Here is a 23,152-nt window from a genome sequence, read left to right on the forward strand (position 1 = left end):
GCGATCACCCCGCCTGGTCGGCGGACGCGCCGATCAGGACCATCAGCTCGGCCCGTGCGGCCGGATCGGCCAGGGCTCCACGGCTGGCGATGGTGACGGTGGTGCTCGTCAGCTGGCGTGACCCGCGCATCGAGACGCAGCCGTGTGCAGCCTGGAGCACGACGAGGACGCCGCGGGGCGCGAGCCGTTCGACGAGGGTGTCGGCGATCTGCTCGCTCAGGCGCTCCTGGACCTGCGGGCGCGAGGCGAGCGTGTCGACGAGCTTCGGCAGGGCCCCGAGTCCGATGACGAGTTCGTCGGGCAGGTAGGCGATGTGCGCCGTGCCGAGGAACGGGAGCAGGTGGTGCTCGCAGACGGAGCGGAAGGCGATGTCCCGGACGAGCACGACGTCGCTGGTCGCGCCCTCCTCGATCGGGATGGGGCGGGACAGGTGCACACCGGCGTCCTGACCGACGCCCCCGAAGAACTCCGCGTACGCGTCGGCGACACGTGTCGGGGTGTCGGCGAGGCCGTCGCGGGAGGGGTCCTCACCGATCGCCTCGAGGATCTCGAGGACCGCTGCGGCGATCCGCTCGCGGTCCACGGACGACCGCGAGGCCGAACCCTGATCGGGCTCGGCCTGCGCGGCTGCGACCGCGTCGTCCGCGGTGTGCTCGCCGTGGGTCATGCGGGCTAGGCGGTCGCCGGTCGCGGCTTCGTCGCGCGGGTGCGCTTGGGCTTCACGGGAGCCTCGGGCTCGGGCTCGGAGCTGATGCCACCATCGGCCGCACCGGAGTCGATGGGTGCGGTGAACGATGCGGATCCGACGGCCGAACCCGACCCGACGGGACGCTTCTTGCTGGACAGCCAGACGGGGCGCGGCGGGAGCTTCTTGACGTCCTTGAAGATCTCGGCCAGCTGGTTGTGGTCGAGGGTCTCCTTCTCCATCAGCTCGGCGGCGAGGCGGTCGAGCACGGCCCGGTTGGTCGTGATGACCTGCCAGGCTTCGTCGTGTGCGGCCTCGATGAGCTCGCGGACCTGGGCGTCGACGCGCTGCGCGATCTCCTCCGAGTAGTCACGCTGGTGGCCCATGTCGCGGCCGAGGAACATCTCACCCGAGGACTGCCCGAGCTTGACGGCACCGACGTCGGTGGTCATGCCGTACTCGGTGACCATCTTGCGAGCGATCCCCGTGGCCTTCTCGATGTCGTTCGACGCACCCGTGGTCGGGTCGTGGAACACGAGTTCCTCGGCGACGCGCCCGCCCATCGCGTAGGCGAGCTGGTCGAGCAGCTCGTTGCGCGTGACGGAGTACTTGTCTTCGAGGGGCAGGACCATCGTGTAGCCGAGGGCACGGCCGCGCGGGAGGATCGTGACCTTCGTGACGGGGTCGGTGTTGTTCATCGCCGCTGCAGCGAGCGCGTGCCCGCCCTCGTGGTAGGCGGTGATGAGCTTCTCCTGCTCGCGCATGACGCGCGTGCGGCGCTGCGGACCGGCGATGACGCGGTCGATGGCCTCGTCGAGTGCGCGGTTGTCGATCAGCTGGGCGTTGGAGCGTGCCGTGAGCAGCGCCGCCTCGTTGAGGACGTTGGCGAGGTCGGCACCGGTGAAGCCGGGCGACTTGCGGGCGACGACCTCGAGGTCGACGCTCGCGGCGAGCGGCTTGCCCTTGCCGTGCACCTCGAGGATCTTCTTGCGGCCGGCGAGGTCGGGGGCGTCGACGCCGATCTGGCGGTCGAAGCGGCCCGGGCGCAGCAGCGCTGGGTCGAGGATGTCGGGACGGTTGGTCGCCGCGATCAGGATGACGTTCGTCTTGACGTCGAAGCCGTCCATCTCGACGAGCAGCTGGTTGAGGGTCTGCTCGCGCTCGTCGTGACCGCCGCCCATGCCGGCGCCGCGGTGGCGACCGACGGCGTCGATCTCGTCGACGAAGATGATCGCGGGCGAGTTCTCCTTGGCCTGCTGGAAGAGGTCGCGGACGCGGCTCGCGCCGACACCGACGAACATCTCGACGAAGTCGGAACCGGAGATCGAGTAGAACGGCACACCGGCTTCACCGGCGACGGCGCGGGCGAGGAGCGTCTTGCCCGTTCCGGGAGGGCCGTACAGCAGGACACCCTTCGGGATGCGCGCACCGACGGCCTGGAACTTCGCGGGCTCCTTGAGGAAGTCCTTGATCTCCTCGAGCTCCTCGATCGCCTCGTCGGCACCGGCGACGTCGTCGAAGGTCACCTTCGGCGACTCCTTCGAGACGAGCTTCGCCTTCGACTTGCCGAACTGCATGACCTTGTTGCCGCCTCCCTGCATGCCGGAGAGCATCAACCAGAAGAACACACCGATGAGGAGCAGCGGGAGGAGGAGTCCGAGCATCGACAGGAGCCAGCTCGGCTGGGGCACCTTGTCGTTGTAGCCACCGGACGGGTCTGCGGCGTCGACGGCCTCGACCACGTCGGCCGCACGGGCGCCGACGTAGTAGAACTGCACCTGCTTGCCGAACTCGTCGTCCGCCTTCGTCAGCGTGAGGTCGACGCGCTGGTCGCCGTCGGTGATGACGGCCTCCTTGACCTGACCCTTCTCGAGGAAGGCGAGACCCTCTTGCGTGGAGACCTCACGGAAGCCGTTCATGCTCATCAGGCTGATGCCGATCCAGAAGACCAGGGCGGCGATGATGAGGTACGGGATGGGACCCTTGAAGAGACGCTTGACGTTCATAAGTTGAGAGGCCGGGGCTGGCCCGTTCCCTTTCTGCAGGAGGGGTCGACGGGCGGAGCCGCGTCGGAAATCAGGCTACCCCCTCGCCGCTGGATGCCTCCCCTGTGTTTGCCGTGGGCTTAACGGGGGTGCGGTGTGAGGTCGGTGGAGTGGTTCAGGCGTAGACGTGCGGGGCGAGGACGCCGACGTCGCGGAGGTTGCGGTACTTCTCGTCGAAGTCGAGACCGTACCCGACGACGAAGTCGTTCGGGATGTCGAAACCGACGTACTTGCACTCGACGTGCACCTTGGCGGCCTCGGGCTTGCGGAGGAGCGCGCAGACCTCGATGGAGGCGGCTCCGCGCGAGGCGAAGTTCTCGAGCAGCCAGGAGAGGGTGAGGCCGGAGTCGATGATGTCCTCGACGATCAGGACGTGGCGACCCGTGAGGTCGGCGTCGAGGTCCTTGCGGATCTGGACGACACCGCTCGACTTCGTGCCGGCGCCGTACGAGCTGACGGCCATCCAGTCCATCGAGAGCGGGATGCGGAGTTCGCGCGCGAGGTCGGCCATGACCATGACCGCACCCTTCAGCACGCCGACGAGCAGGACGTCCTTCCCGGCGTAGTCGGTCTCGATCTGCCGGGCGAGTTCGGCGAGCTTGTCGCGGATCTCCTGCTCGGTGACGAGGATGGTCGTGAGGTCGTCGGAAATGTCGCTCTGCTCCATGCGTCGAGTGTATGCGAGATGACCCGGACGCCCGTGCGACCCTGCTCGGGGAGCCCCGTGGTCAGCGGGCCGCGAAGACGATGCGTCCCGCGTGCCGGGACGCCGTCAGGCCGGGCAGGTCGATCGGACCCTGGCCCGCCCAATCGGTGACGAGCCGCGCGACCTCGATCGTCTGCGACCGCGTGAGCGAGACACCGAACTCGCTCTGCACGATGTACCGGATGATCCGCTGGCGGAGCGCCGCCGGATTGGCGGCGAGGGCCCCGGCGCTGACGGATATCCCGGCCTCGGCGTGCTCGACGAGCTCCTCGATGGTCTCCTCGATCATCTCCTCGAACGCGTCCGCGTCCTCGCGAGCAGCGTCGGCGGTGCGGGCGAGGGCTTCGGCGATCCCCGGCCCGAGCTCCGCTTCAAGCACCGGCAGGACCCGTTCCCGGACCCGGACCCGCGCGTAGGCGTCGTCGGTGTTGTGCGGGTCGTGCCACGGCTCGAGTCCTTCGGCAGCGCACGCCTCGCGGGTCTGGGAGCGCCGGATTCCGAGCAGCGGTCGGAGGAGCGCACCGGAGACGGGCGCCATGCCCTGGAGGCTGCCCGTGCCCGACCCTCGTGCGAGGCCGAGGAGCACGGTCTCCGCCTGGTCGTCGAGGGTGTGAGCGAGCAGCACCAGGGACGCACCGACCTCGGCTCGCGCGGCGTCGAGTGCGGTGTATCGGGCCGCCCGTGCCGCGGCCTCCGGTCCACCCTCGGAGCCCACCTCGACGACCCGGACGAGGACGGGGTCGAGCCCGAGGGCACGCGCCTGGTCCGCGGCACGCGCCGCGACATCGGCCGAGCCCGGCTGCAGTCCGTGGTCGACGATCACGGCGCCGGCCTGCAGACCGACCTTTCCGGCTTCGAACGCGGTCGCGGCGGCGAGCGCGAGCGAGTCGGCGCCACCGCTCAGCGCGACGAGCAGGTCGGCACCGGCGACGTCACGCGACGGCGTGGAGGCCGTGCCCGCGATCGCCTCGCGCACCGCCTTCCGCAGGGCGGCGACGGACGGGTTGAGCGGGAGTCGGACGTCGTTCACGCGGACCACGCTATTGCACCGCGCCGAGCGCCTCCCCACACCGTTCGCTCCGGGACGCATCGGTTATGGTTGGTCCTCGTCGGCGACCGCGCCGACTCCACGTCATCCAACCGCGCAAGGAGCAGGCTTATGGCCGAGTACGACGCCGTCATCGAGATCCCGCGGGGCAGCCGCAACAAGTACGAGATCGACCACGAGACCGGTCGGGTCTTCCTGGACCGCGTCCTGTTCACGAGCTTCGTCTACCCCGCCGACTACGGCTTCTTCGAGAACACCCTCGGCGAGGACGGCGACCCGGTCGACGTGCTGGTCCTGCTCGACTTCCCGACCTTCCCGGGCGTCGGCATCAAGGTCCGCCCCGTCGGTGTGCTGCACATGACGGACGACGGCGGCGGCGACGACAAGGTCATCGCCGTGCAGTACAAGGACCCGCGCTGGTCGCACATCCAGGACCTGAACGACATCCCGCAGGCGACGCGCGACGAGATCGAGCACTTCTTCGTCCACTACAAGGACACCGAGCCCGGCAAGTGGGCGCGGATCGACGGCTGGGGCGACGCCGCCGCGGCCGAGAAGATCATCCTCGCGGGCTTCGACAAGCTCAAGGCGGAGGGGCACTGACCCCCTGCGGACCTCCGCACACCGCATGACGAAGCGGCCGGCACCCGAGGGTGCCGGCCGCTTCGTCGTGCGGGTCGCTGCGCTCGATCAGCCGAGCGGCGCCCCCCGGTCGGCCATGAACGGCTGCGCGTCGATAGCGCTGCCGTTGATGCGGACCTCGAAGTGCAGGTGGCAGCCGGTGGAGGCGCCGGTCGTGCCGACGTAGGCGATGACCTGCCCGGCGGAGACCTGGTAGCCGACACCGACCTGGATGCCGCCGTTCACGATGTGCGCGTAGCCGGTCGAGACGCCGGAGCCGTGGTCGATGAGGATGAAGTTGCCGTACGTGCCGTACCAGCCTGCGTAGGTCACGGTGCCAGAGGTCGCCGCGTAGATCGGGATCCCGCAGCCGCCCGCGATGTCGGTACCGCGGTGGAAGCTGCCTGAACTGCCGCCGCCGGTGGAGATCGGATCGCGGTAGCCGTACGTGCCCGAGATGCTGCCGGAGGCGGGGATAGCCCAACCCTGGCTGCTGAGCTGACCGCCGTCGGCGCTCTCACCACGCGCGGCCGCGGCCGCGGCCTCAGCGGCCTTCCGCGCCGCCTCGCCGGCTTCGAAGTCCTTGACGGTCTTCGCCGTCGTGTCCTGCAACGCGGTCAGCTGGGCGTTGAGCGTGACGATCAGCTCCTGGTTCTTCTCGAGCTTCGCCGCCGCCGCGGACGCCGCCGCCTGGGCTGCCTCCATGGCCGTCTGCGCCGCCTGTCGGAGCGACTCGCGCTCGTCGCGGGCGACACCGGCCTGCTCGCCGAGCGCAGCCGCGGTGTTGCGTGCGGCGACCGCCTGCTCGTAGACGCCGTTGCTGTGCTCGGCGACCTGGTTCATGTTGCCGAGCTTCGACAGGAGGTCGGTCGCGCCCTTGCTCTCGCCGTCGAGGAAGAGGCTCAGGCTGAGGTCGGCGCCGCCGGAGCGGTAGAGCTGCGAGGCGACCCGACCGGCCTGCTTCGTCGCGGTGTCGGCCTCGGCCGTCTTGGCATCTGCCTGCGACTGGATCGCCGTGGCCCGGGCGTCGGCCTCGAAGAAGGCCTCCTCAGCGGCCTGGAACTCCGTACCGCGCTTCTCAGCTTCGTCCTGGGCGACCTGCAGCTCGTCCTGCAACTGGACGATGAAGTTCTTGATGTTCGTGACCTCGGCGGCCTTGGCTGCCTCATTGCCCTTTGCGGCCTGGACGTCGTCCCACGAGGGGTAGTCGGCTGCTGACGCCGGACCGGCGACGCCGAACGAGCCGACGATCGCGAGCGACATGACGATGGCGGCGGTGAGGCGTCCTCGCCACCGCGCGGAGGACGCCGATCCGGCGTTGGTCGTCCGGCTTCGGCGCCAAGCGCCGGCAAGCTTCTTGCTCATGAAGTAGGGGCCCATCTCGGTTCGCTGCAGTCACATCGGTCACATCGGTACCACTGTCCACGCTAGCCCGACGGGGGTCGGGACCGGCTGTGGACACTCCCATCGGCCGCGGCATCCGGGAGTGGTCCACGCCAGAGGCTAACCCCGGCCGGGGGCCGTGGAGCGGTCATTCGGCGCCTGTCGTCACATCCGACAGGGAGCGCCGATCACTGCTGTGCGAAGCCGATTTTGGATTCGGCCGTTTCATCCGTATGCTTGTCGCTCGGTAGTCATGAAGCTTCAGGGCTTCGCGGCCCTATCGTTTAGCGGCCTAGGACACCGCCCTTTCACGGCGGCAGCACGGGTTCGAATCCCGTTGGGGTCACCACCGACTACTGGAAAAACAGCCGCTCGGATTCAGGTATAGTGAGTCTGCGCGACTGCGAGAAGCACCGAGGAACACCAGCATCACCGCAGTTCGTATCACCAGCAATTCAACATGTATGGCCCTGTAGCGCAGTTGGTTAGCGTGCCGCCCTGTCACGGCGGAGGTCGCGGGTTCAAGTCCCGTCAGGGTCGCAAAAGGTCGGAAGCCCTCTCGCAAGGGAGGGCTTCTGCTTTTGAGACATCGTCGCCGTTCGTGCAGCTGATGTACTCGGCTCTGTAGCTCAGTTGGTAGAGCGCACGACTGAAAATCGTGAGGTCACGGGATCGACGCCCGTCGGAGCCACGGAACCCCCACCTAGCTTCTACATGGTGGGGGTTCTTTTTTTGCCCGGACGCCCGCGAACACCCACGCCACCGCCTGAGTTGCCATTCCTGGCCCACGGCGGACAGACTCGCACTGTGGAATCGAAACCGTCACGCTGGGTGACCGCCTCCGTGTTCGCGGTGCTGCTGGGGACATCGCTCGTCGCGTGCTCGGACACGAAGTACGGACTGCCACCGGACGAAGCCGTCGGCGCGTGGCGGAGTGGGGACACCCGGCTCGAGCTGGCCGACGACGGAACCTTCGAAGCCACCGCTTGGCCCTCGGACGTCCAGTGCAGTCGTGGCGACGACCCCCGCGCGGACGACCCGATCGACTTCTCCGGGACGTGGATGGTGGACAACGAGGGGACCCACCGAGACCTCGTCCTGCATCCCGGTGACGGCGCATGCGAGACGTCCCGGATCACCTCCGACGTGCGGAGCGACGACGGTCTCGCGCGCCTGTGCGTCCACGCCCGCGGATCCTTGTCCGGCCCCGCAGAGAACTTCTTCACCCTCTATCAGGGTGATCCTCCGGAGCTCGAGGATCCGGATCGCTGCCTGAACTACTAGCCCGCGGGGGCAGACGAGTCTCGCCCGCCCGATCCCTGAACCTCCTCCCCGCTCCCTGAGCCTGTGGGAGGGCGCACGATCCCCGGCGGTCCCTAAGCCCCCTCCCCCGGTGCCTGAGCCTGTCGAAGGGCACTCGGAGGCACTTCGACAAGCTCAGTGACCGGAAGAGGTACATCCGCTCTCACTCCGGCCCCCGGGCAACCCTCCCTGGTCCCTGAGCAACCCCCTCCGGTCCCTGAGCCTGTCGAAGGGCCCACGAGTGCACCCCACGAATCCGGCATGCCCCCTCCGCTCCCTGAGCCTGTCGAAGGGCCCACGAGTGAACCCCACGAGTCCGGCATGCCCCCCGCTCCCTGAGCCTGTCGAAGGGCCCACGAGGACACTTCCACAACCGGTACAACTCGGCATCTGGAATGTCAGTGGTCCATGGTGGACTGGAGTCATGACCGAGACCACCCTCACCGCGATCCGCGCGAGCGACGAGTACGCCGCGCGCCTCGCGGAGTTCTCGGACCACTACGCGGACATCCAGCGTCGGCGTGCTGCTCTGGACGCCGAGGAGGCCCGGCTGCTTGCTCGCTCTGCGGCCTACGCGGACGCCTTCGCAGACGTCACGGTCCCGGCGATCTTCCCGCCGGCGGAACGCCAGGCACTCTCCCGCCGGTCGACCTGCGCAGCCCTCGCGATGGCGACCCGAACGCCTGAGCGGACGGTGCAGCGCGCGACCAACGACGCGGAACGCCTCGTGAACGACGCGCCCGCGGTACTTGCGTCGCTCGAGGCCGGGCGTATCTCGGCCCGGCACGCGCAGACGATCATCGATCAACTCAGCGACGTGCCGACCGCAGGGCGCACGGTGTTCCTCGCTGAGGTCCTGGCGATCGCGGAAGAGTCCACCAACGCGAACCTCCGGAGGCGCGCCCGCGTGCTCCGGGAGCGTCTCCACCCGGAATCGATCACCGCACGCGCCAAGCGGTCCGAGGCCGACCGCCGCGTCGAGTTCGAGCCCGCCGCCGACGGCATGGCCTGGGTGCACCTGTTCACCACCGCACCCATCGCGCAAGGCATCGCCGAGCGAGTCGAAGCAGCCGCCGCCGAATCGCGGCAGGCCGGCGACACCCGCACCTGCGCGCAGTTGCAGGCCGACGCCCTCGCTGCCCTCGCGCTCACCGGCGTCACACCCGACGACATCATGTCGAGCCCGGTGGTCCCGCACCCGATCGAAGTGCAGGAGCACATCAAGCCGACCGTGCAGATCACCGTCCCCGCGCTCACGATGGCCGGTGTCTCCGACGCACCCGGCTGCGGCAGGCGAGCCAGAGCCTGCGACCTTGATCACTCGGTCGCCTGGGAAGACGGTGGGACAACGGACGTCGGGAACCTCGCCTGTCTCTGCCGACATCACCACCGGATGAAGCACCTCCCCGGATGGAACCTCGACCACCAGCCGGGTGGGGTGCTCGAGTGGACGACACCCGACGGAAAACACCACCGGACAGAACCGGACCCCGCACCGTTCTGACCCCCGCAGGTCCCTGAGCCTGTCGAAGGGTTCTTCGTGGGCACTTCGACAAGCTCACTGACCGGGAGAGGTGCACCCGGAACGATGAGGCGTCCTCGTGGGCACTTCGACAGGCTCAGTGACCGGAAGAAGTGCACCCGGAACGATGAGGCGTCCTCGTGGGCACTTCGACAGGCTCAGTGACCGGGCTGGACTGTGCTCGCACGCTTCCGGTCCCTGAGCCTGTCGAAGGGCAGTCGGGGTGCGTTCGCTCGGTGCGCGGCAAGACTTCCGTCGGCTCACATCGTGCACCTCCGTCCGCAAGCCCCAGACATCTGGAGACCATCGCGACAGACTGGTCGCATGAGTTCTGCAGACGACCGCACCACCGACGGACCCGACGACGCACACCGAGTCCCCGCAGGGGTCGACGACGCGACCGTGGAAGCGGTCGGCAAAGTGACCGAGGCGCTCGAGGTCGTCGAGCAGGCACGCGGCATGCTCTACGGCTTCCATCGCCTGACCGGAAAGGCTGACCTCGCGCTCGGCGAAGCCGCCGACGCCCTGCGTGAAGCAGGACACGACGCCCTCGCCGACCGGATCGACACCGAGCTGGTCGGACGCAACGTCATCGACGGACGCTGGACGTTCCAGATCGTCGAGGACTACGACGGCAACTACTGGGAACCGTTCCGCACGCTCGAGGCGGAGGTCCGCAACGAACTGGCGGGCGGTCGCCGCCACCTCGCGGAAGCCGCCATGAAGGAGGACCGCCGCACGCACGGCGCGCCCCACCACGAAGCCACACCGCCGACGGTCTGAAGCCGCACGGCATCAGGGCCGCAGGCCGTTAGGCTCGATCCGATGACCGATGCACCCGTTTCCCGGACCAAGTTCTCCCGCCAACGGGTGATCGTCGGAGCCGCCGAGTTCGCCGACACGCACGGCGCCGACGCCCTCACGCTCGCCGCCCTGGCCCGCGAGCTCGACACCTCGGCACCGGCCCTCCTCAAGCACGTCCGCAGCACTGAGGACCTCCGCGCCGCCGTCGCCCAGCTCGCCCTCGCCCAACTGGCCAGCGGACTCGACATCGCGACGAACGGCCTGAGCGGGTCCCCCGCACTCACTGCACTGGCCGACGGGTACCGCCGCTTCGCCCTCGCCTATCCCGGTCGGTACGCCCTCGCGTTCTCGATCGAGGACGTCCGCGCCGACTCCGGCGAGCCGGCCGACCGCGAGCTCGTGATGCTCGTCGAACGAGCATTGGCGGGGCGCGGTCTCGACAGCGTGGCGATGACGGACGCGGGACGCATCGTCCGGGCGGCCTTCCACGGCTTCGTGTCCCTCGAGCTCGTCGGCGGCTTCACCCGCGGCGCCGACCCCGCCACCAGCTACGCTGCCCTCGTGGACCTGCTCGACCATTCGTCCGCGCTCGGCTCACGCCACCTCCAGGAGACGCCATGACCACCACGCCCGCCACCACCCCCACCGTCCTCTTCGTCTGCGTGCACAACGCCGGTCGCTCCCAGATCGCAGCCGGCTTCCTCGGCGCCCTCGCCGGCGACCGGGTCGAGGTGCTGTCGGCCGGGAGCGAACCGAAGGACCGGATCAACACCGTGGCGGTGGAGGCGATGGCCGAACACGGTGTCGACATCACCGCAGCCGTGCCCCGCATCCTCACGACCGACGCCGTCCGGGCGTCCGACGCGGTCATCACGATGGGCTGTGGCGACGCCTGCCCGATCTTCCCCGGCAAACGCTACGAGGACTGGGAACTCGAGGACCCTGCCGGCCAGGGCATCGAGGCCGTCCGCCGCATCCGCGACGACATCGAGGAGCGGATCGCCGCACTGTTCGTCGAACTCGTGCCGGCTGAGGCGTCCGAGTTCCCGGCCGCCATCGGCTCGGTCGCCCACGAAGCGCTCGGCGCGCGCGGGTTCACCCGGTTCGAGCAGCTCACGCGGGTCTCCCCCGCCGCCCTGCTCCGCATCCACGGCGTCGGCCCGAAGGCCGTCGGCGTCCTGACCGCCGAACTCGCAGCCCGCTCGCTCGCCTTCGCCTCCTGAGCGCGATCGTCGGCAAGCGCCCAGCATCGGCACGCAACCCCATTGCCCAGCGCGACACCCGTCGTATCGTGGTCGTATGAGCAAGCACGCAGCGAACGACGACAACCTCCCCGAGGACCACGAGACCACCGAGGACTCCATCGAGCAGGAGGTCGACGGCGAGGACACGTTCCTCCCCGTCGCCGAGCCGACCACCGGTCCCGCCCCCGCCCCGTAACCCGAGACACCTCCGGACACCGCGGCTCAGGGGCCGACGAGTGCCCGGAGGTCGCGCAGGGAGCCGTCGAAGACGTTCACATCGATGAACTCCTCCTTGCCGACGTACCCGGGCATCCGTTCCCGGCTGGTGTACTGCCAGAGGTCCCACGCCCGCCCGTCCGACAGGACCGGCGGCGTGACGACCGAGCGGATCCACATCGGGTTCCGCTCGTACGAGCCCGTGAGGAACGCGTCGTAGTACCGCATGGTGGCGTAGATGATCGGCGGCCGACCGTAGTGCTCCTCGAGTGCTGCGAGGAGTGGATCGAGCACGGCGGCGACCCGCTCGGCGCTCGGTGGCGTGCGGCAGTAGTCGGCGTAGCACTCGAGATCGATGGTGATCGGGAGAGCGCCCGCCGTGACCGGCACGGTGTCGAAGATGTTCTGCGCCTGCGTCTCGGCCGGGCTGTCGAAACTCAGGAAGTGGTAGGCCCCGATGAGCAAGCCGGTCTCGTCGGCCGCCCGCTGTGCACCCGCCCAGTTCGCGGCGAACCGTTCGTCCTGATCACCGGATCCCTCGGTCGCCTTCATGATCGCGAAGTCGATGGGCTGAGCCGCGAGGACGTCCCAGTCGATCTCGCCCTGGTACGAGGAGACGTCGACACCGCGCACCGCGTACGAGGCGGCCAGGATGGCGTTCGGGCGCACGAGCCCCATGGCGACGAGCGCCGCGCAGATCCCGCCGATCGCGAGCGTGCCGGCGGTCCCGACGACGAGCGGCCACCAGCGTCTCCAGAATCGGTTCATCGACTCACTCTGTCATGTCTCGGCCCTGTCCCGGTGCAGGAGGCCTCAGCGCGGGTAGAGGACGGCTGCCCGCGGGTCGACCGCGAACTCGACGACGTCGCCCGTCGACCACCCCGCGGCCGCGAGCTGCTGCACGGCGACGTCGGCGGTGATGACCGCCGAGCGGACCCGGACGACGTCGCCCCGGGGTTCGAGGTCGGTGATCGTCGCGCGGAGGGCACCCGGCGCACTCGGGCCGCTCGGCCCGTCAGCCTCGCGGACCTCGACGCGGGACGGGCGGAACGCGCAAGCGACCCCGACCCCGACCGGGATCGGATCCCCCTTCGCGGAGGAGTCGACCTCGACCTCCGTTCCGTCCGGCAGGCGGAGCCCGCGTGCCGTGCGGACGCCCGTCAGCAGTTCGAGTCCCGCGAGGTCCGCGGTAAACGCCGTCCGCGGCCGCTCGAGCACCTCCGCCGTCGGCCCCTGCTCGACGATGCGCCCGGCGTCCAGGACGATCACCCGGTCCGCGAGCGTGTACGCGTCGAGCACCTCGTGCGTCACGAGGACGGTCGTCCGCCCTCGCAACTGCTCACGGAGCATGCGGCGGAGGTGCGGGGCGACCGTCGCATCGAGCGCGGCCATCGGTTCATCGAGGAGGAGGAGGGCTGGGTCCGGGGCCAGCGCGCGGGCGAGCGCCACCCGCTGCGCCTGGCCGCCGGACAACTCGGCAGGACGGCGCCCTTCGAGCTCGGACGCCTCGACGTCCGCGAGTCGTCTTCGGGCGATGTCCCGAGCCTCGCCGCGCGACGCACCGGCGACCAGCGGGCCGTAGGCGACGTTGTCGAGCACGGAGCGGTGCGGGAAGAGCAGCGCCTCCTGCGCCAGCAGCGAGATCCCTCGTCGGTGCGGCGGCAGCCACTGGTCCCGACCCGATCCACCGACCGCGAACAGCTCACGCCCGGCGAGCGTCGCGCGACCCGTGTCCGGACGGAGGAGCCCGGCGAGGACCGCGAGCAGCGTCGACTTGCCGGCGCCGTTGGGGCCGAGCACGGCGACGGTCTCTCCTGCGGCGAGGTCGACGGCGAGCTCCCAGTCGCGTTCACGCAGCGTCGCCCGGAACTCCAGGGCCGCCTCGGTCATCGCGCCACTCCGGCGGCGGTCCGTCCACGGCGGATCGACCCCTGCGCCCCAGCGACCCCGACGACGAGCACGGCCACGACGACGAGGACGAGTGACAGCGCGACCGCGGCGTCGGGATCGGTCTCGCGCTGCAGGTAGATCTCGAGCGGCAGCGTCCGGGTGACCCCCTGCAGACTGCCCGCGAAGGTGAGGGTCGCCCCGAACTCGCCGAGGGCCCGCGCGAACGAGAGGATCGCGCCCGACACGACGGCGGGCGCGAGGAGCGGCAGCGTGACGGTGCGGAAGACGGTGGTGGGACGTGCGCCGAGCGTCGCGGCGACGGCCTCGTACCGCGCGCCGGTCGTGCGGATCGCCCCCTCCAGGCTCAGCACGAGGAACGGCAGGGCGACGAACGTCTGGGCGAGCACGACGGCGGTCGTGGAGAACGCGATGTCGATCCCGGCGTCCGCGAGTGCCGGTCCGAGCAGGCCGAGCCGACCGAAGGTGTAGAGCAGGGCGATCCCGCCGACGACGGGCGGGAGCACGAGCGGGAGGAGGACGAGTGACCGCAGCAGCCGTTGCCCCGGGAACCGGGTGCGCGCGAGGACGAGGGCGAGCGGCACGCCGAACACGATGCAGAGGGCCGTCGCGAGTGACGACGTCCGCAGACTCAGCCCGAGCGCCGCGACCGACGACTCGGAGGTGACGAGTGCACCGAAGTCCGCCCAGTCCACGCGCAGGACGATCGCGACGAGCGGCAGCAGGACGAACGCCGCGCCGACCATGGCGACGACGACGATCCAGCGGGGCACCCCCGAGCCGAGTTCCCTCACGGGGTCACGGTGCGCCGAAGCCTGCGTCGGCGAGCACCCGCTGTCCCTCGGCGCTCACGACGTAGGCCGCGAAGGCCGCCGCGACCGTGGGGTTCGCGCTCCCCGCGAGCGGCGCGATCGGGTAGGTGTTGACGGCCTCCGACGACTCGGGGAAGGTGATGCCCTCCACGGCGTCGCCGGCCGCGATGACGTCGGTCACGTAGACGAGCCCGGCGTCGGCCTCGCCCGAGGTCACCTTGCCGAGGACGTCGGTGACCGACGACTCCTCGCTGACCGGGCTCAGCGCGACACCCGTGGCGTCCTCGACGGCGTCGGTGGCCGCTCCACAGGGGACCTGCGGCGCGCACACGACCGTCTTGACGCCCGGACGGGCGAGGTCGGCGAACGTTTTCACGCCGGCGGGGTTCGACGGGGGCACGGCGATCTGCAGGACGTTGGTCGCGAAGTCGACCGGGTCGCCCTCGACGAGTTCGGCATCGGCGAGCTTCGCCATGTTCTTCTCGTCCGCGGAGGCGAACACGTCTCCGGGGGCTCCGTTCGTGAGCTGCGTGACGAGGTCGGAGGATCCGGCGAAGGTCAACTCGACGGTCGTACCGGGGTGCGCCTCCTCGAAGTCCTCCGCGAGTGCGGTGAAGGTCGTCTTGAGCGACGCCGCCGCGTAGACCGTGATGGAACCGCTGAGCTCGTCCGCCGTGGCCGAGGCGGCCGGTGTCGCGGCCGGGGCCGCGCATGCGGACGCTGCGAGCAGGACCCCGGTGCCGAGGGCGAGTGCGCTGAGCAGTCGGAAGCATCGACGGGGTGCGGTGCGGTTCATGAGCTCGCCTTCGGGGTCTCGATGAGGACCGTCGTGGCCTTCACGACGGCGATGGCCGTGGACCCGAGTTCGAGACCGAGTTCACGTACGGCCTCACTACTCATGAGCGACACCACCCGGTGCGGCCCGCACTGCAGTTCCACCTGCGCCATGACCGTGTCCATCGTGATGTCGGTGACGATGCCGACGAAGCGGTTGCGCGCGGAGCGTCCGATCTCCGAGGGGTCGACGGGGAGGACGGCGTTCTGTCGGGCCAGTCGAGCGAGCGACAGGCCGTCGACGACCGCTCGGCCCCCCTCGTCCTTCGCGCTGACGAGTGCGCCCTGGTCGATCCAACGACGGACGGTGTCATCACTGACCCCGAGGAACAGCGCGGCGTCTCGGATACGGATCTGCGGCATGCAGACAGGCTACTGCACGCATTCGCGTTGATACGACGTAACCGTAACCGCATTCGCGTTCCGGGCTGTCGGCAGTCGACCGGTGCTTCGACCCTCCGCGACGCCCACCGCTCCGAAGCATCCGTATGAGATCACGACTGCTCGCCGCCGTCACCCTGCTCGCCCTCGCCACCGGCCTCACCGCCTGCGCGTCCCCCGACGTGGGAACCGGCGGCGCCACGGGCGACGGACCGCTCGTCGCGTTCTACGGCGACTCGTACACCCTCGGCACCGGAGCGAGCGACCCGGCCAACCGCTGGTCCACCGTGGTCAGCGAGGAACGCGGCTGGCGGGAGTTCAACCCCAGCGTCAACGGCCTCGGGTTCGTGAACCACCGCGACCGCTTCGGCGACGGCAGCGGCGACCTGCCCTCCCTCATCATCGCCGAGCAGCCCGACATCGTCTTCGTCACGATGGGGCTCAACGACGCATTCAGCTTCGACGATGCCGCCGACCGGATCCACGAGCAGATCACGACGGACCTGCAGCGCCTCCGCGACGCCCTCCCGGAGGCCCGCTTCATCGTCGTCGAACCGTTCTGGTACACCGACGAGCGACCGCAGTCGATCGAGACGATCATCGGCTGGGTGGCCGACGCCGCGCAGGAGATCGACGCCGACACCATCCCCGGGGCGTCGCACTGGATCGAGGGGCACCCGGAGTGGATGGCCGCGGACGGCCTCCACCCGAACGACGAGGGGTACGCGGAGATGGCTCGCCGGATGGATGCCGAACTCGAGCGACTCGGACTCTGACCCCTCGACGTCCGTCGCTGCTCAGCCCAGGCGGATGCCCCGGTCAGCCATGAACGGGACGGCATCGACGCGCGAGCCGCCGATCCTGACCTCGAAGTGCACGTGGCATCCGGTCGAGGCACCCGTCGTCCCGACGAGCGAGATGTTCTGACCGGCGGACACCCACTGCCCCTCGCCGACGAGGATGCTGCTGTTGTGCGCGTACCCGGTCATGACGCCGCCACCGTGGTCGACGAGGACCCAGTTGCCGTAGGTACCGAGCCAGCCGGCGTAGACCACGGTGCCGGCGTTCGCGGCGTAGACCGCTCGCCCGCAACCCGCTCCGATGTCGGTGCCCGAGTGGAACGGGTTGACGCCGGGCACGGGGCGACCGGGTCGCGGTCCGTAGTTGTCGGTGATCCGGCCGGAGATCGGCAGGGCCCACCCCTGGCTCCCGACGGCACCCGAGGCACCGCCGCCTCCGCCGCCGCCTCCGCTGCCTCCGCCACCGCCGGCGTTCGCAGCGGCCTCGGCAGCCGCCCGTGCGGCCTCAGCGGCAGCCGCCGCGGCTGCAGCAGCGGCGGCCGCAGCCGCCTTCACTTCCTCGCCCTTGCGGTAGTCGGCCTCGGTGGCTGCGCGGTTCTCCTTGAGGACCACGAGCTGGGCCTCGAGCGTCGCGAGGTACTCCTGCTGCTCGGACACGGCGGTCTCGGCGTCGGCGCGGGCCGCGACGGCATCCCCGAGCGCCGTCTCGGCCGCGGCGGCGAGCTCGCCGAGGGCGGCCTCGGCGATGGTCGCCTGCTCGGTGAGCAGCGACGCCGTGTTCGCATCGGTCCTCGCCCGGTCGTAGGTGCCGTCCGTGGACTCGCTGAGCTTCGTGATCGTGCTCAAGCGCCCGAGGAGCGACTCCGGCTCCTGGCCGTCGAGGAATGCGGCGGTGCTGAGGTCGACGTTCCCCGACCGCAACCACGCGGCGACGAGCGCGCCGGCCTGGCGTTTGGAGGCCTCTGCCGCGGTCGTCGCGGCCACGGCCTGCTCGCGGAGCGAGACGGCACGGTAGCTCGCCTCGTCGACGGCCAGCTGAGCGGCCTCGTACTCGTCGGCACGGAGGACGGCCTCAGCTTCGGCGAGCGCCGCAGCGGTCTTCAGCTGCTGGACGAGCCCCTCGATCTGACCGATGGTCGACTGCTTCGAGGACTCGCTCGAGCGGGCCGCCTCGACGTCCTCCCAGCTGGGGTACTCCGCGGCGGCGGCCGGCTGCGCGAGACCCATCGAGAGGACGATGACTCCGGCGAGCGCCGCGGCGATGGAGGCGCGACGGCGCGCGGGACGGAGGCGTGGCATGCTGCCATCGTGGCAGTGGTCAGCCCCGTTCGGGGGGAGGCTCGCCCGCCTGGGAACGAACCGGCTCGGCCCGGTGCGCGAGCACGAGGTCGAGCAGGCGGTCGGCGATGCTGCGCTTCGAGCCGGTCGCCTCACCGACCACCTCGCCGGCGCCGTCGATCACGACGACCTCGTTGTCGGGCGTGCCGAAGCCGTCCGTCCAGCCCACGCGATTGAGCACGAGGAGGTCGGCGCCCTTGCGTGCCACCTTGGCCCGGCCGAGGGCCAGCAACTCCTCGCGGTCGGCGGCGGTCTCCGCGGCGAAGCCGACGACCAGTCGTCCGGGCATCCGGGCCGCGGCGAGTCCGGCGAGCACGTCGGGGTTGCGCACGAGTCGCAGGGTGAGCTCGTCGCCGGTGTCGTCCTTCTTGATCTTGTGTTCGGCGATCTCGGCGGCGCGGTAGTCGGCCACGGCTGCCGCCATGACCACCAGCGTCGCGTCGGCCGCCACGTCTTTCATGGCGACTGCGAGTTCCGCTGCTGTGCCGACCGGGACGACCCGCAGACCGTCGACCGCAGCCGCTTCGGCCGCGACGTCGGCGTCCAGGTGCGCCGCGACGAGCACCACCTCGGCCCCGCGCTCGGCGGCGGCCTGCGCGATGGCCAGCCCCTGCCGGCCGCTCGACCGATTCCCGAGGAATCGCACCGGGTCGAGCGGTTCACGTGTGCCGCCGGCCGAGACGACGACGCGCTCGGCCCGCAGATCATCCGGGTCCGCGTCCGTTCCACCGACGCGTCCGGCGAGCAGTGCCAAGCCCGCGGCCACGATGTCGTCAGGTTCGCTCATGCGTCCCGGCCCCGTGTCGCCGCCCGTCAGCGCGCCGTGCGCCGGCCCGATGACGGCCACCCCGCGCGATCGCAGGAGGGCGACGTTCGCCGTCGTCGCCGGGTGCTGCCACATCTCGGTGTGCATCGCCGGTGCCAGCAGGACCGGTGCCCGGCTGGCGAGGATGGTGGTGCCGAGGAGGTCGTCGGAGAGTCCCGCAGCGAGTTTCGCGAGGGTGTTGGCCGTCGTCGGCGCCACGACGATGAGCTCGGCGCGCTGCCCGAGGGCGACATGCCGGACTTCGGCGACGCCGTCGTAGAGGGAGGTCGTGACGGGGTTCCGGCTGATCGCCTCGAGCGTCGGCAGGCCGACGAACCGGAGGGCGCTCTCGGTCGGCACCACGTGGACGTCGAAGCCGGCGAGCACGAACCCGCGGACGACGCCGACCGCCTTGTACGCGGCGATCCCGCCCGTGATCCCGACGACGACCGTGCGCCCCGCCTCCCGCGATGCGTCCTGCACGCCCATGCCGCCTCCTCGCTTCCGGCGCTCCCGCGCCGGGTCCTCGTCTAGTCTGTCCTAGTCCGGCCGGCCGAGGAGGAACCAGCGTGTGCACCGTCATCATCGACTTCGAGCCGGGGCGCGCTTGGCCGATCGCCGTCCTCGGGCTGCGAGACGAGCAGCCGGGGCGGGCCTGGGACCCACCCGGCGCGTGGTGGCCCGGACTCGGTGCCAGCGTCCGCGGCATCCACGACCGCGAAGCGGGCGGCGCGTGGCTGGCGACGAACAACGACGCCGCAGGCGGCCCCCGGGCGGCGGTGGTCCTCAACCGACGCGAGGACCTCGACATGCCCACCGCCGGATGGACCTCGCGAGGCGTCCTCCCCCTGCAGGCCGTCACGACCGGCCTCGATGCGGACGATGCCCGCAGCGCCCGGTCCTGGAACCTCGTGGAGTTGCGTCCTGACCGCGTCGCCGTGACGAGCTGGGACGGCACCTCGCTCCGGTCGATCGACGTCGCACCCGGTCTCCACCTCGTGACGCACGAGGGTCCCGACCACCTCGACGTCCCACGGGTCCACCGGTGGCGGCCGGCCTTCCTCGACGTCCCGTCGCCCATCGGGCCGCTGGACGGCGCGACGGCCGCGTCCTGGGAGCCGTGGTTGCGCACGTTGCGCTCCACGACGCGCGTCCCCGCCGACGCCGACGAGGCGATCGTCCGCGTCGACGACCACGACGGCCTGCGCCTCGCCTCGCTCTCGGTGACCGCGCTCTCGCTCGGCCCCGACGGCGCGGTGCTCCGGAACGCCCGTCTCGCCGAGCCTGGCCATCTGCCGGAGGAGCTCGTCTGGGAGTGACCCGGACGGCGGCGGCCGGCACCCTCCGGGAGCCACGGGACCCGGATCGGACTGCGACCCGTGTGGAGGGCGCCCTGGCGCGCTCGATACTGTTGCAGCATGGCCCTGAACCCCGTGCGACTGCGACTGCTCGAGGCGTTCGACCGCCTCGGTACGATCCGCGCCGTCGGCCGTGAGCTCGACCTCAGCCCCTCGACCGTCTCGCAGCAGCTCTCCGTGCTCGAGGCCGAGACCGGCGCCGCGCTCCTGGAACGACGCGGCCGGACGCTCACCCTGACGCCGACGGGTGCGTTGCTCGTCGAGCGCGCTCGGGCCCTGCTCGCGCAGATGGACGCCATCGAGGTCGAACTGGCCGAGGTCGAGTCCGAGCCGTCCGGTCGGTTCCGCATCGCCGGGTTCGCGAGCGTCATCGCCCCCATCCTCATCCCCGCCGCGCGCTCCCTTGCACGGCAGTACCCGCGCCTCGAGGTCGAACTCATCGAGGTCGAACCGCACGAAAGCACCACCGCCGTCCAACGGGGCACCTGCGACGTCGTGATCACCGTCGATCAGGAGGACGGGTTCCTCCTCGACCCCTCGGTGCACAGCGTGCCGCTCACCACCGACCCGCTCCTGCTCATCGCGCCGCTCGACCACCGACTGGCCGCGCAGGAGCAGGTCACCTTCAGCGAGCTGCAGACGGAGTCGTGGGCCCTCGACGCACCAGGCACGTACCTCGGCGAACTCGTCCCGCTGATCTGTCGTCGCGCGGGGTTCGAGCCGAGGGTGGCCGGACGGTTCACGAGCTACGAGGTCGTCATCGACCACGTGGCGGCCGGGTTGTCGATCGCCGTCCTCCCGGACATCGCGATCGGCTCGCGGACGGACGTCGTGCGGAAGCCGATCACCGGGATGAGCGAGCGGAAGATCGTCGCGACGGCGCGGAAGGGCTCATTGCAGCGTTCGGCCGTTGCGGCAGCGCTCGCAGCGGTGCAACGGGCCACGGACGAGGCCGTCGCCCGCTGAGCCGACGCGGACCCGGCCGAGCCTCCTGTGGGGAGGATCAGCCGTGGTAGCCGGACTTGGCCATGGCGACGAGCGCCCCGACCAGGCCGATGCCGCCGAAGACGGAGATGAGGGCGATCACGCCGATGAGGATGTCGTTCACGGTCATGCACCCATCGTACTGAACCCGGCGGGCCCCACGGCTAGGGTTGGTCCGTCCCCCGACACCACCCGGAGCAGCACCATGATCACCTCATCGAGCGAGTCCCAGGCTGCCGCCTTCCGCGACGGCCGGATCCCTGCGACAGAGCACCTCGACGCCGACACGGTCGTCATCGCCGTCCCGACCGGCGACCCCGGCAACCCGTTCACCCTCTGCTCGGTCCTTTTCGGCACCGACGGTCGCGCGATCGTCGTCGACCCCGGGACCGACACCCCCGAGGGCCGCGAGCACCTGCTGCGGGAGCTCCGCGGCATCGGGGTGACGACGCTCACGGGCGTCGTCGTGACCCACCTGCACCCCGATCATCTGGGCCTCGCCGGCACCCTCCGCGACGAGCTCGCCGCACCGGTCCTCATGCACCGCCTCGAGGACGAGGCGGCCGGCTCGACGCCGCCGGGCCCGGCCGACCTCGCTGCGGCCTTGGACGAGTGGGGCGTCCCGGCGGACGACACGACCGTGCGTCCCTGGGCCACTGGTGCGACGGTACCGGCCGGGCACCTCGGCGACACCCGCGCGGACCGGACGCTCGAGGACGGCGAGCTGCTGACGCTCCCCGGTCGCTCGATCAGGGTCCTGCACACACCCGGCCACACGACGGGTCACCTCGCCCTGCGGGATGAGGACCGTGGCTACCTGTTCACCGGTGACCACGTGCTGCCGACGATCTTCTCCGGCCTCGGGCTCGGGGCGCGCACCTCACAGAACCCGGTTTCGGCCTACCTGTCGTCGCTCGACCGCGTCCGCGGCTTCGACGGCGATCAGGTGATCCCCGGACACGGCTTCCGGTTCACGGGACTCGCGGACCGCTGCGACGAGCTGGCCGCGCACCATCTGCGGCGAGCCGACGAGGTGCGCGCTGTCCTTCTGGACGACCCAGACGCGAGCGTGTGGACCATCGCCTCCCGCATCGGCTGGTCGGCCGGATGGGACGCGCTGACCGGTCTCCTCCGCGTCTCGGCCCTCACGCAGACCGACTGGCACCGGGCGCGCCTCCAGCAGCTCGCAGGCTGACCGTCCGCGCTACCGGCTGAGGCCGGCCCACCCGGCTCGACGACGCGCCAGCGCCCGTTCGAAGGCGTAGAGCCCACCGCCCGCCGCCACCCCCGCGGCGAGCACCGCGAACACGACGACCCCGATCGTCGAGGCGAGTCCGATGGGTGCGGCGATGAGGCCGCCGACGATCAGGACGAGGAAAGCCGCACCGCCACCGGCGATCCAGGCCCGGTGGACCGGGCCCCGCTCGCCCCAGTGGTCGAGGATGCCGAGCGCCAGCAGCGCACCGACCGCCCCGACGGCTGCGAGCATCCCTCCGACGAGTCCACCGACGAGGACGGCGATCCCGCCGAGATCGGCCGGATGCACCGAGACGGTCCCGACCGTCCCGAAGAGCTCTGCACCGGCTGCGAGGGCCGCTCCGGCGACCGCTCCGACGCTGACGGCGAGGCCGAACAGCGGGACGACACGGAGAAGGGACCAACCCGGGTCCGCTGCTTCATCGAATACGTCCATGGCTTCGACCGCCTCCTGCGCGCCTCGTCGTCGACGGCGCTTGGCGCTCAGCGTGGCACGAGGGTGCGTGGTGCTCCAGGGCGTTGCGCGCGGAGGAGGAGCGGGTGTAGGACTGCGGCGTCCGCTACCAGCCGCGTGTGCCCGGGGCGCCCTTGAACGGCCCGACGATCCCCGGCGTGATCCACCCGCCGTAGAAGTCGCCCTCCTGCGCCTGCACCGGCACCCCGTTCACCTCGCAGGCGTCCATGCGCCCTGGATAGACGGCGATCATGCCGAACAGCGGCGCGTATCCCGGGCGTGGATCGGGGTAGGTCCACGCGGCGGCACCGGCGACCGCGTCGCCCACCCGCACGTCGAGGTAGTGGGCCTCGCCCTTGAACTCGCACATGGTCGTTCCGTCGACCGGCACCAGGACCCCCGGCGAGAAGTCCGCCGCCGGGACGTAGTACACCGGCGGGTGGCTCGTCTCCAGGACCCGGACCGCGGCCGTCGACTCTGCGATGACCGTGCCGCCGAACCGGATCACGACGCGCTCGTCGCGCGGCTCGACCCGCGGCGGACGCGGGTACTCCCAGACGGACTCCTCACCGGGTCCGGGCTGGACGGGCAGGGGGCGGCGGAATCGCGAGGAGTCGGGCATCTCCCCATGCTGCCCGGTCCACC

General features: G+C 70.7%; 24 protein-coding genes, 3 tRNA genes and 1 pseudogene. 14 read left to right on the forward strand and 14 right to left on the reverse strand.

Translation table 11 applies throughout. From position 1 onward, the window contains the following. Positions 1 to 4: 4 nt before the first annotated feature. The 4 genes from folE to tilS all read right to left on the reverse strand — a co-directional run bounded on the left by folE (position 5) and on the right by tilS (position 4,466). Entirely contained in the window at positions 5 to 667 is a 663-nt protein-coding gene (gene folE, locus CCK91_RS14270) for a GTP cyclohydrolase I FolE (RefSeq protein WP_086474550.1), read from the reverse strand. A 5-nt stretch (positions 668 to 672) separates the two neighbouring features. Continuing rightward, positions 673 to 2,691 (reverse strand): ATP-dependent zinc metalloprotease FtsH, encoded by a 2,019-nt coding sequence (gene ftsH, locus CCK91_RS14275; protein WP_086474551.1) that lies wholly within the window; start codon positions 2,689 to 2,691, stop codon positions 673 to 675. A gap of 154 nt (positions 2,692 to 2,845) precedes the next feature. Next, a complete protein-coding gene (gene hpt / locus CCK91_RS14280; RefSeq protein ID WP_064294334.1) occupies positions 2,846 to 3,397 on the reverse strand; it encodes a hypoxanthine phosphoribosyltransferase in 552 nt (183 codons plus the stop codon). 61 nt (positions 3,398 to 3,458) lie between these two features. Then, entirely contained in the window at positions 3,459 to 4,466 is a 1,008-nt protein-coding gene (gene tilS / locus CCK91_RS14285; RefSeq protein ID WP_242664549.1) for a tRNA lysidine(34) synthetase TilS, read from the reverse strand. A gap of 129 nt (positions 4,467 to 4,595) precedes the next feature. Between tilS and CCK91_RS14290 the strand changes: the two genes are divergently transcribed. After that, on the forward strand, positions 4,596 to 5,087 hold the full coding sequence (locus CCK91_RS14290) for an inorganic diphosphatase (RefSeq protein ID WP_064294335.1): 492 nt from the start codon (positions 4,596 to 4,598) through the stop codon (positions 5,085 to 5,087). A gap of 87 nt (positions 5,088 to 5,174) precedes the next feature. Here CCK91_RS14290 and CCK91_RS14295 read toward each other — a convergent pair whose 3' ends face one another. Then, complete coding sequence (locus tag CCK91_RS14295) at positions 5,175 to 6,470, reverse strand: M23 family metallopeptidase (RefSeq protein ID WP_086474716.1); 1,296 nt, start codon at positions 6,468 to 6,470, stop codon at positions 5,175 to 5,177. 291 nt (positions 6,471 to 6,761) lie between these two features. On the opposite strand from CCK91_RS14295, the gene CCK91_RS14300 reads away from it, so the two are divergent. The 9 genes and pseudogenes from CCK91_RS14300 (at position 6,762) to CCK91_RS19695 (ending at position 11,556) form a co-directional block, all read left to right on the forward strand. Then, positions 6,762 to 6,837, forward strand: a tRNA-Glu gene (locus CCK91_RS14300). Positions 6,838 to 6,954: 117 nt separating this feature from the next. After that, a tRNA-Asp gene (locus tag CCK91_RS14305) sits at positions 6,955 to 7,028 on the forward strand. Positions 7,029 to 7,106: 78 nt separating this feature from the next. After that, positions 7,107 to 7,179 (forward strand) — tRNA-Phe (locus CCK91_RS14310). 116 nt (positions 7,180 to 7,295) lie between these two features. Continuing rightward, a complete protein-coding gene (locus tag CCK91_RS14315; RefSeq protein ID WP_133060004.1) occupies positions 7,296 to 7,772 on the forward strand; it encodes a hypothetical protein in 477 nt (158 codons plus the stop codon). 442 nt (positions 7,773 to 8,214) lie between these two features. Further along, complete coding sequence (locus CCK91_RS14320; protein ID WP_086474554.1) at positions 8,215 to 9,294, forward strand: HNH endonuclease signature motif containing protein; 1,080 nt, start codon at positions 8,215 to 8,217, stop codon at positions 9,292 to 9,294. Positions 9,295 to 9,636: 342 nt separating this feature from the next. Further along, positions 9,637 to 10,095 (forward strand): hypothetical protein, encoded by a 459-nt coding sequence (locus CCK91_RS14325; RefSeq protein WP_064294389.1) that lies wholly within the window; start codon positions 9,637 to 9,639, stop codon positions 10,093 to 10,095. A gap of 42 nt (positions 10,096 to 10,137) precedes the next feature. After that, the gene (locus CCK91_RS14330; protein WP_086474555.1) at positions 10,138 to 10,737 is read left to right on the forward strand and encodes a TetR-like C-terminal domain-containing protein; all 600 of its coding nucleotides are present in this window, start codon (positions 10,138 to 10,140) and stop codon (positions 10,735 to 10,737) included. Continuing rightward, positions 10,734 to 11,147 (forward strand): annotated as a pseudogene (locus CCK91_RS14335) (arsenate reductase ArsC); the annotation flags it as partial. The gene CCK91_RS14330 and the pseudogene CCK91_RS14335, both read left to right, overlap by 4 nt. Positions 11,148 to 11,415: 268 nt before the next feature. Next, positions 11,416 to 11,556: a hypothetical protein gene (locus CCK91_RS19695; RefSeq protein WP_153303386.1), complete on the forward strand. Its 141-nt coding sequence runs from the start codon at positions 11,416 to 11,418 to the stop codon at positions 11,554 to 11,556. A 26-nt stretch (positions 11,557 to 11,582) separates the two neighbouring features. Here CCK91_RS19695 and CCK91_RS14340 read toward each other — a convergent pair whose 3' ends face one another. From CCK91_RS14340 to CCK91_RS14360, 5 genes are read right to left on the reverse strand one after another with little or no spacing between them, the layout of a single operon-like run. Further along, positions 11,583 to 12,344: a GH25 family lysozyme gene (locus CCK91_RS14340; RefSeq protein ID WP_086474557.1), complete on the reverse strand. Its 762-nt coding sequence runs from the start codon at positions 12,342 to 12,344 to the stop codon at positions 11,583 to 11,585. 45 nt (positions 12,345 to 12,389) lie between these two features. Further along, the gene (locus tag CCK91_RS14345) at positions 12,390 to 13,466 is read right to left on the reverse strand and encodes a sulfate/molybdate ABC transporter ATP-binding protein (RefSeq protein ID WP_086474558.1); all 1,077 of its coding nucleotides are present in this window, start codon (positions 13,464 to 13,466) and stop codon (positions 12,390 to 12,392) included. Continuing rightward, positions 13,463 to 14,230: an ABC transporter permease gene (locus CCK91_RS14350; protein WP_086474717.1), complete on the reverse strand. Its 768-nt coding sequence runs from the start codon at positions 14,228 to 14,230 to the stop codon at positions 13,463 to 13,465. Before CCK91_RS14350 ends, CCK91_RS14345 begins: the two co-directional genes overlap by 4 nt. A gap of 52 nt (positions 14,231 to 14,282) precedes the next feature. Next, entirely contained in the window at positions 14,283 to 15,092 is an 810-nt protein-coding gene (modA, locus tag CCK91_RS14355; RefSeq protein ID WP_086474559.1) for a molybdate ABC transporter substrate-binding protein, read from the reverse strand. Then, a complete protein-coding gene (locus CCK91_RS14360) occupies positions 15,089 to 15,493 on the reverse strand; it encodes a TOBE domain-containing protein (protein WP_086474560.1) in 405 nt (134 codons plus the stop codon). Before CCK91_RS14360 ends, modA begins: the two co-directional genes overlap by 4 nt. Positions 15,494 to 15,618: 125 nt before the next feature. On the opposite strand from CCK91_RS14360, the gene CCK91_RS14365 reads away from it, so the two are divergent. Continuing rightward, complete coding sequence (locus CCK91_RS14365; protein WP_086474561.1) at positions 15,619 to 16,287, forward strand: SGNH/GDSL hydrolase family protein; 669 nt, start codon at positions 15,619 to 15,621, stop codon at positions 16,285 to 16,287. A gap of 21 nt (positions 16,288 to 16,308) precedes the next feature. Here the strand turns inward: CCK91_RS14365 and CCK91_RS14370 are convergent, their stop codons facing one another. Beyond that, complete coding sequence (locus CCK91_RS14370; RefSeq protein ID WP_086474562.1) at positions 16,309 to 17,610, reverse strand: M23 family metallopeptidase; 1,302 nt, start codon at positions 17,608 to 17,610, stop codon at positions 16,309 to 16,311. A 19-nt stretch (positions 17,611 to 17,629) separates the two neighbouring features. Further along, entirely contained in the window at positions 17,630 to 18,943 is a 1,314-nt protein-coding gene (coaBC, locus tag CCK91_RS14375; protein ID WP_086474563.1) for a bifunctional phosphopantothenoylcysteine decarboxylase/phosphopantothenate--cysteine ligase CoaBC, read from the reverse strand. 80 nt (positions 18,944 to 19,023) lie between these two features. Here coaBC and CCK91_RS14380 point away from each other — a divergent pair, with 80 nt between their 5' ends. The 3 genes from CCK91_RS14380 to CCK91_RS14390 all read left to right on the forward strand — a co-directional run bounded on the left by CCK91_RS14380 (position 19,024) and on the right by CCK91_RS14390 (position 21,991). Beyond that, entirely contained in the window at positions 19,024 to 19,773 is a 750-nt protein-coding gene (locus CCK91_RS14380) for an NRDE family protein (protein ID WP_086474564.1), read from the forward strand. Between the two features lie 99 nt (positions 19,774 to 19,872). Continuing rightward, positions 19,873 to 20,778 (forward strand): LysR family transcriptional regulator, encoded by a 906-nt coding sequence (locus CCK91_RS14385; protein ID WP_085511765.1) that lies wholly within the window; start codon positions 19,873 to 19,875, stop codon positions 20,776 to 20,778. Between the two features lie 223 nt (positions 20,779 to 21,001). Beyond that, positions 21,002 to 21,991, forward strand: a complete 990-nt coding sequence (locus CCK91_RS14390) for an MBL fold metallo-hydrolase (RefSeq protein WP_086474565.1) — start codon at positions 21,002 to 21,004, stop codon at positions 21,989 to 21,991. Positions 21,992 to 22,000: 9 nt separating this feature from the next. Here CCK91_RS14390 and CCK91_RS14395 read toward each other — a convergent pair whose 3' ends face one another. Together CCK91_RS14395 and CCK91_RS14400 are read right to left on the reverse strand one after the other, a co-directional pair. Then, complete coding sequence (locus CCK91_RS14395; RefSeq protein WP_086474566.1) at positions 22,001 to 22,489, reverse strand: hypothetical protein; 489 nt, start codon at positions 22,487 to 22,489, stop codon at positions 22,001 to 22,003. Between the two features lie 124 nt (positions 22,490 to 22,613). Beyond that, the gene (locus CCK91_RS14400) at positions 22,614 to 23,129 is read right to left on the reverse strand and encodes a DUF427 domain-containing protein (protein ID WP_086474567.1); all 516 of its coding nucleotides are present in this window, start codon (positions 23,127 to 23,129) and stop codon (positions 22,614 to 22,616) included. Positions 23,130 to 23,152 lie beyond the last annotated feature (23 nt).

The organism is Plantibacter elymi (nom. nud.) (assembly GCF_900177795.1).
In the GTDB taxonomy this organism is placed as follows: Bacteria; Actinomycetota; Actinomycetes; order Actinomycetales; family Microbacteriaceae; genus Plantibacter; species Plantibacter elymi.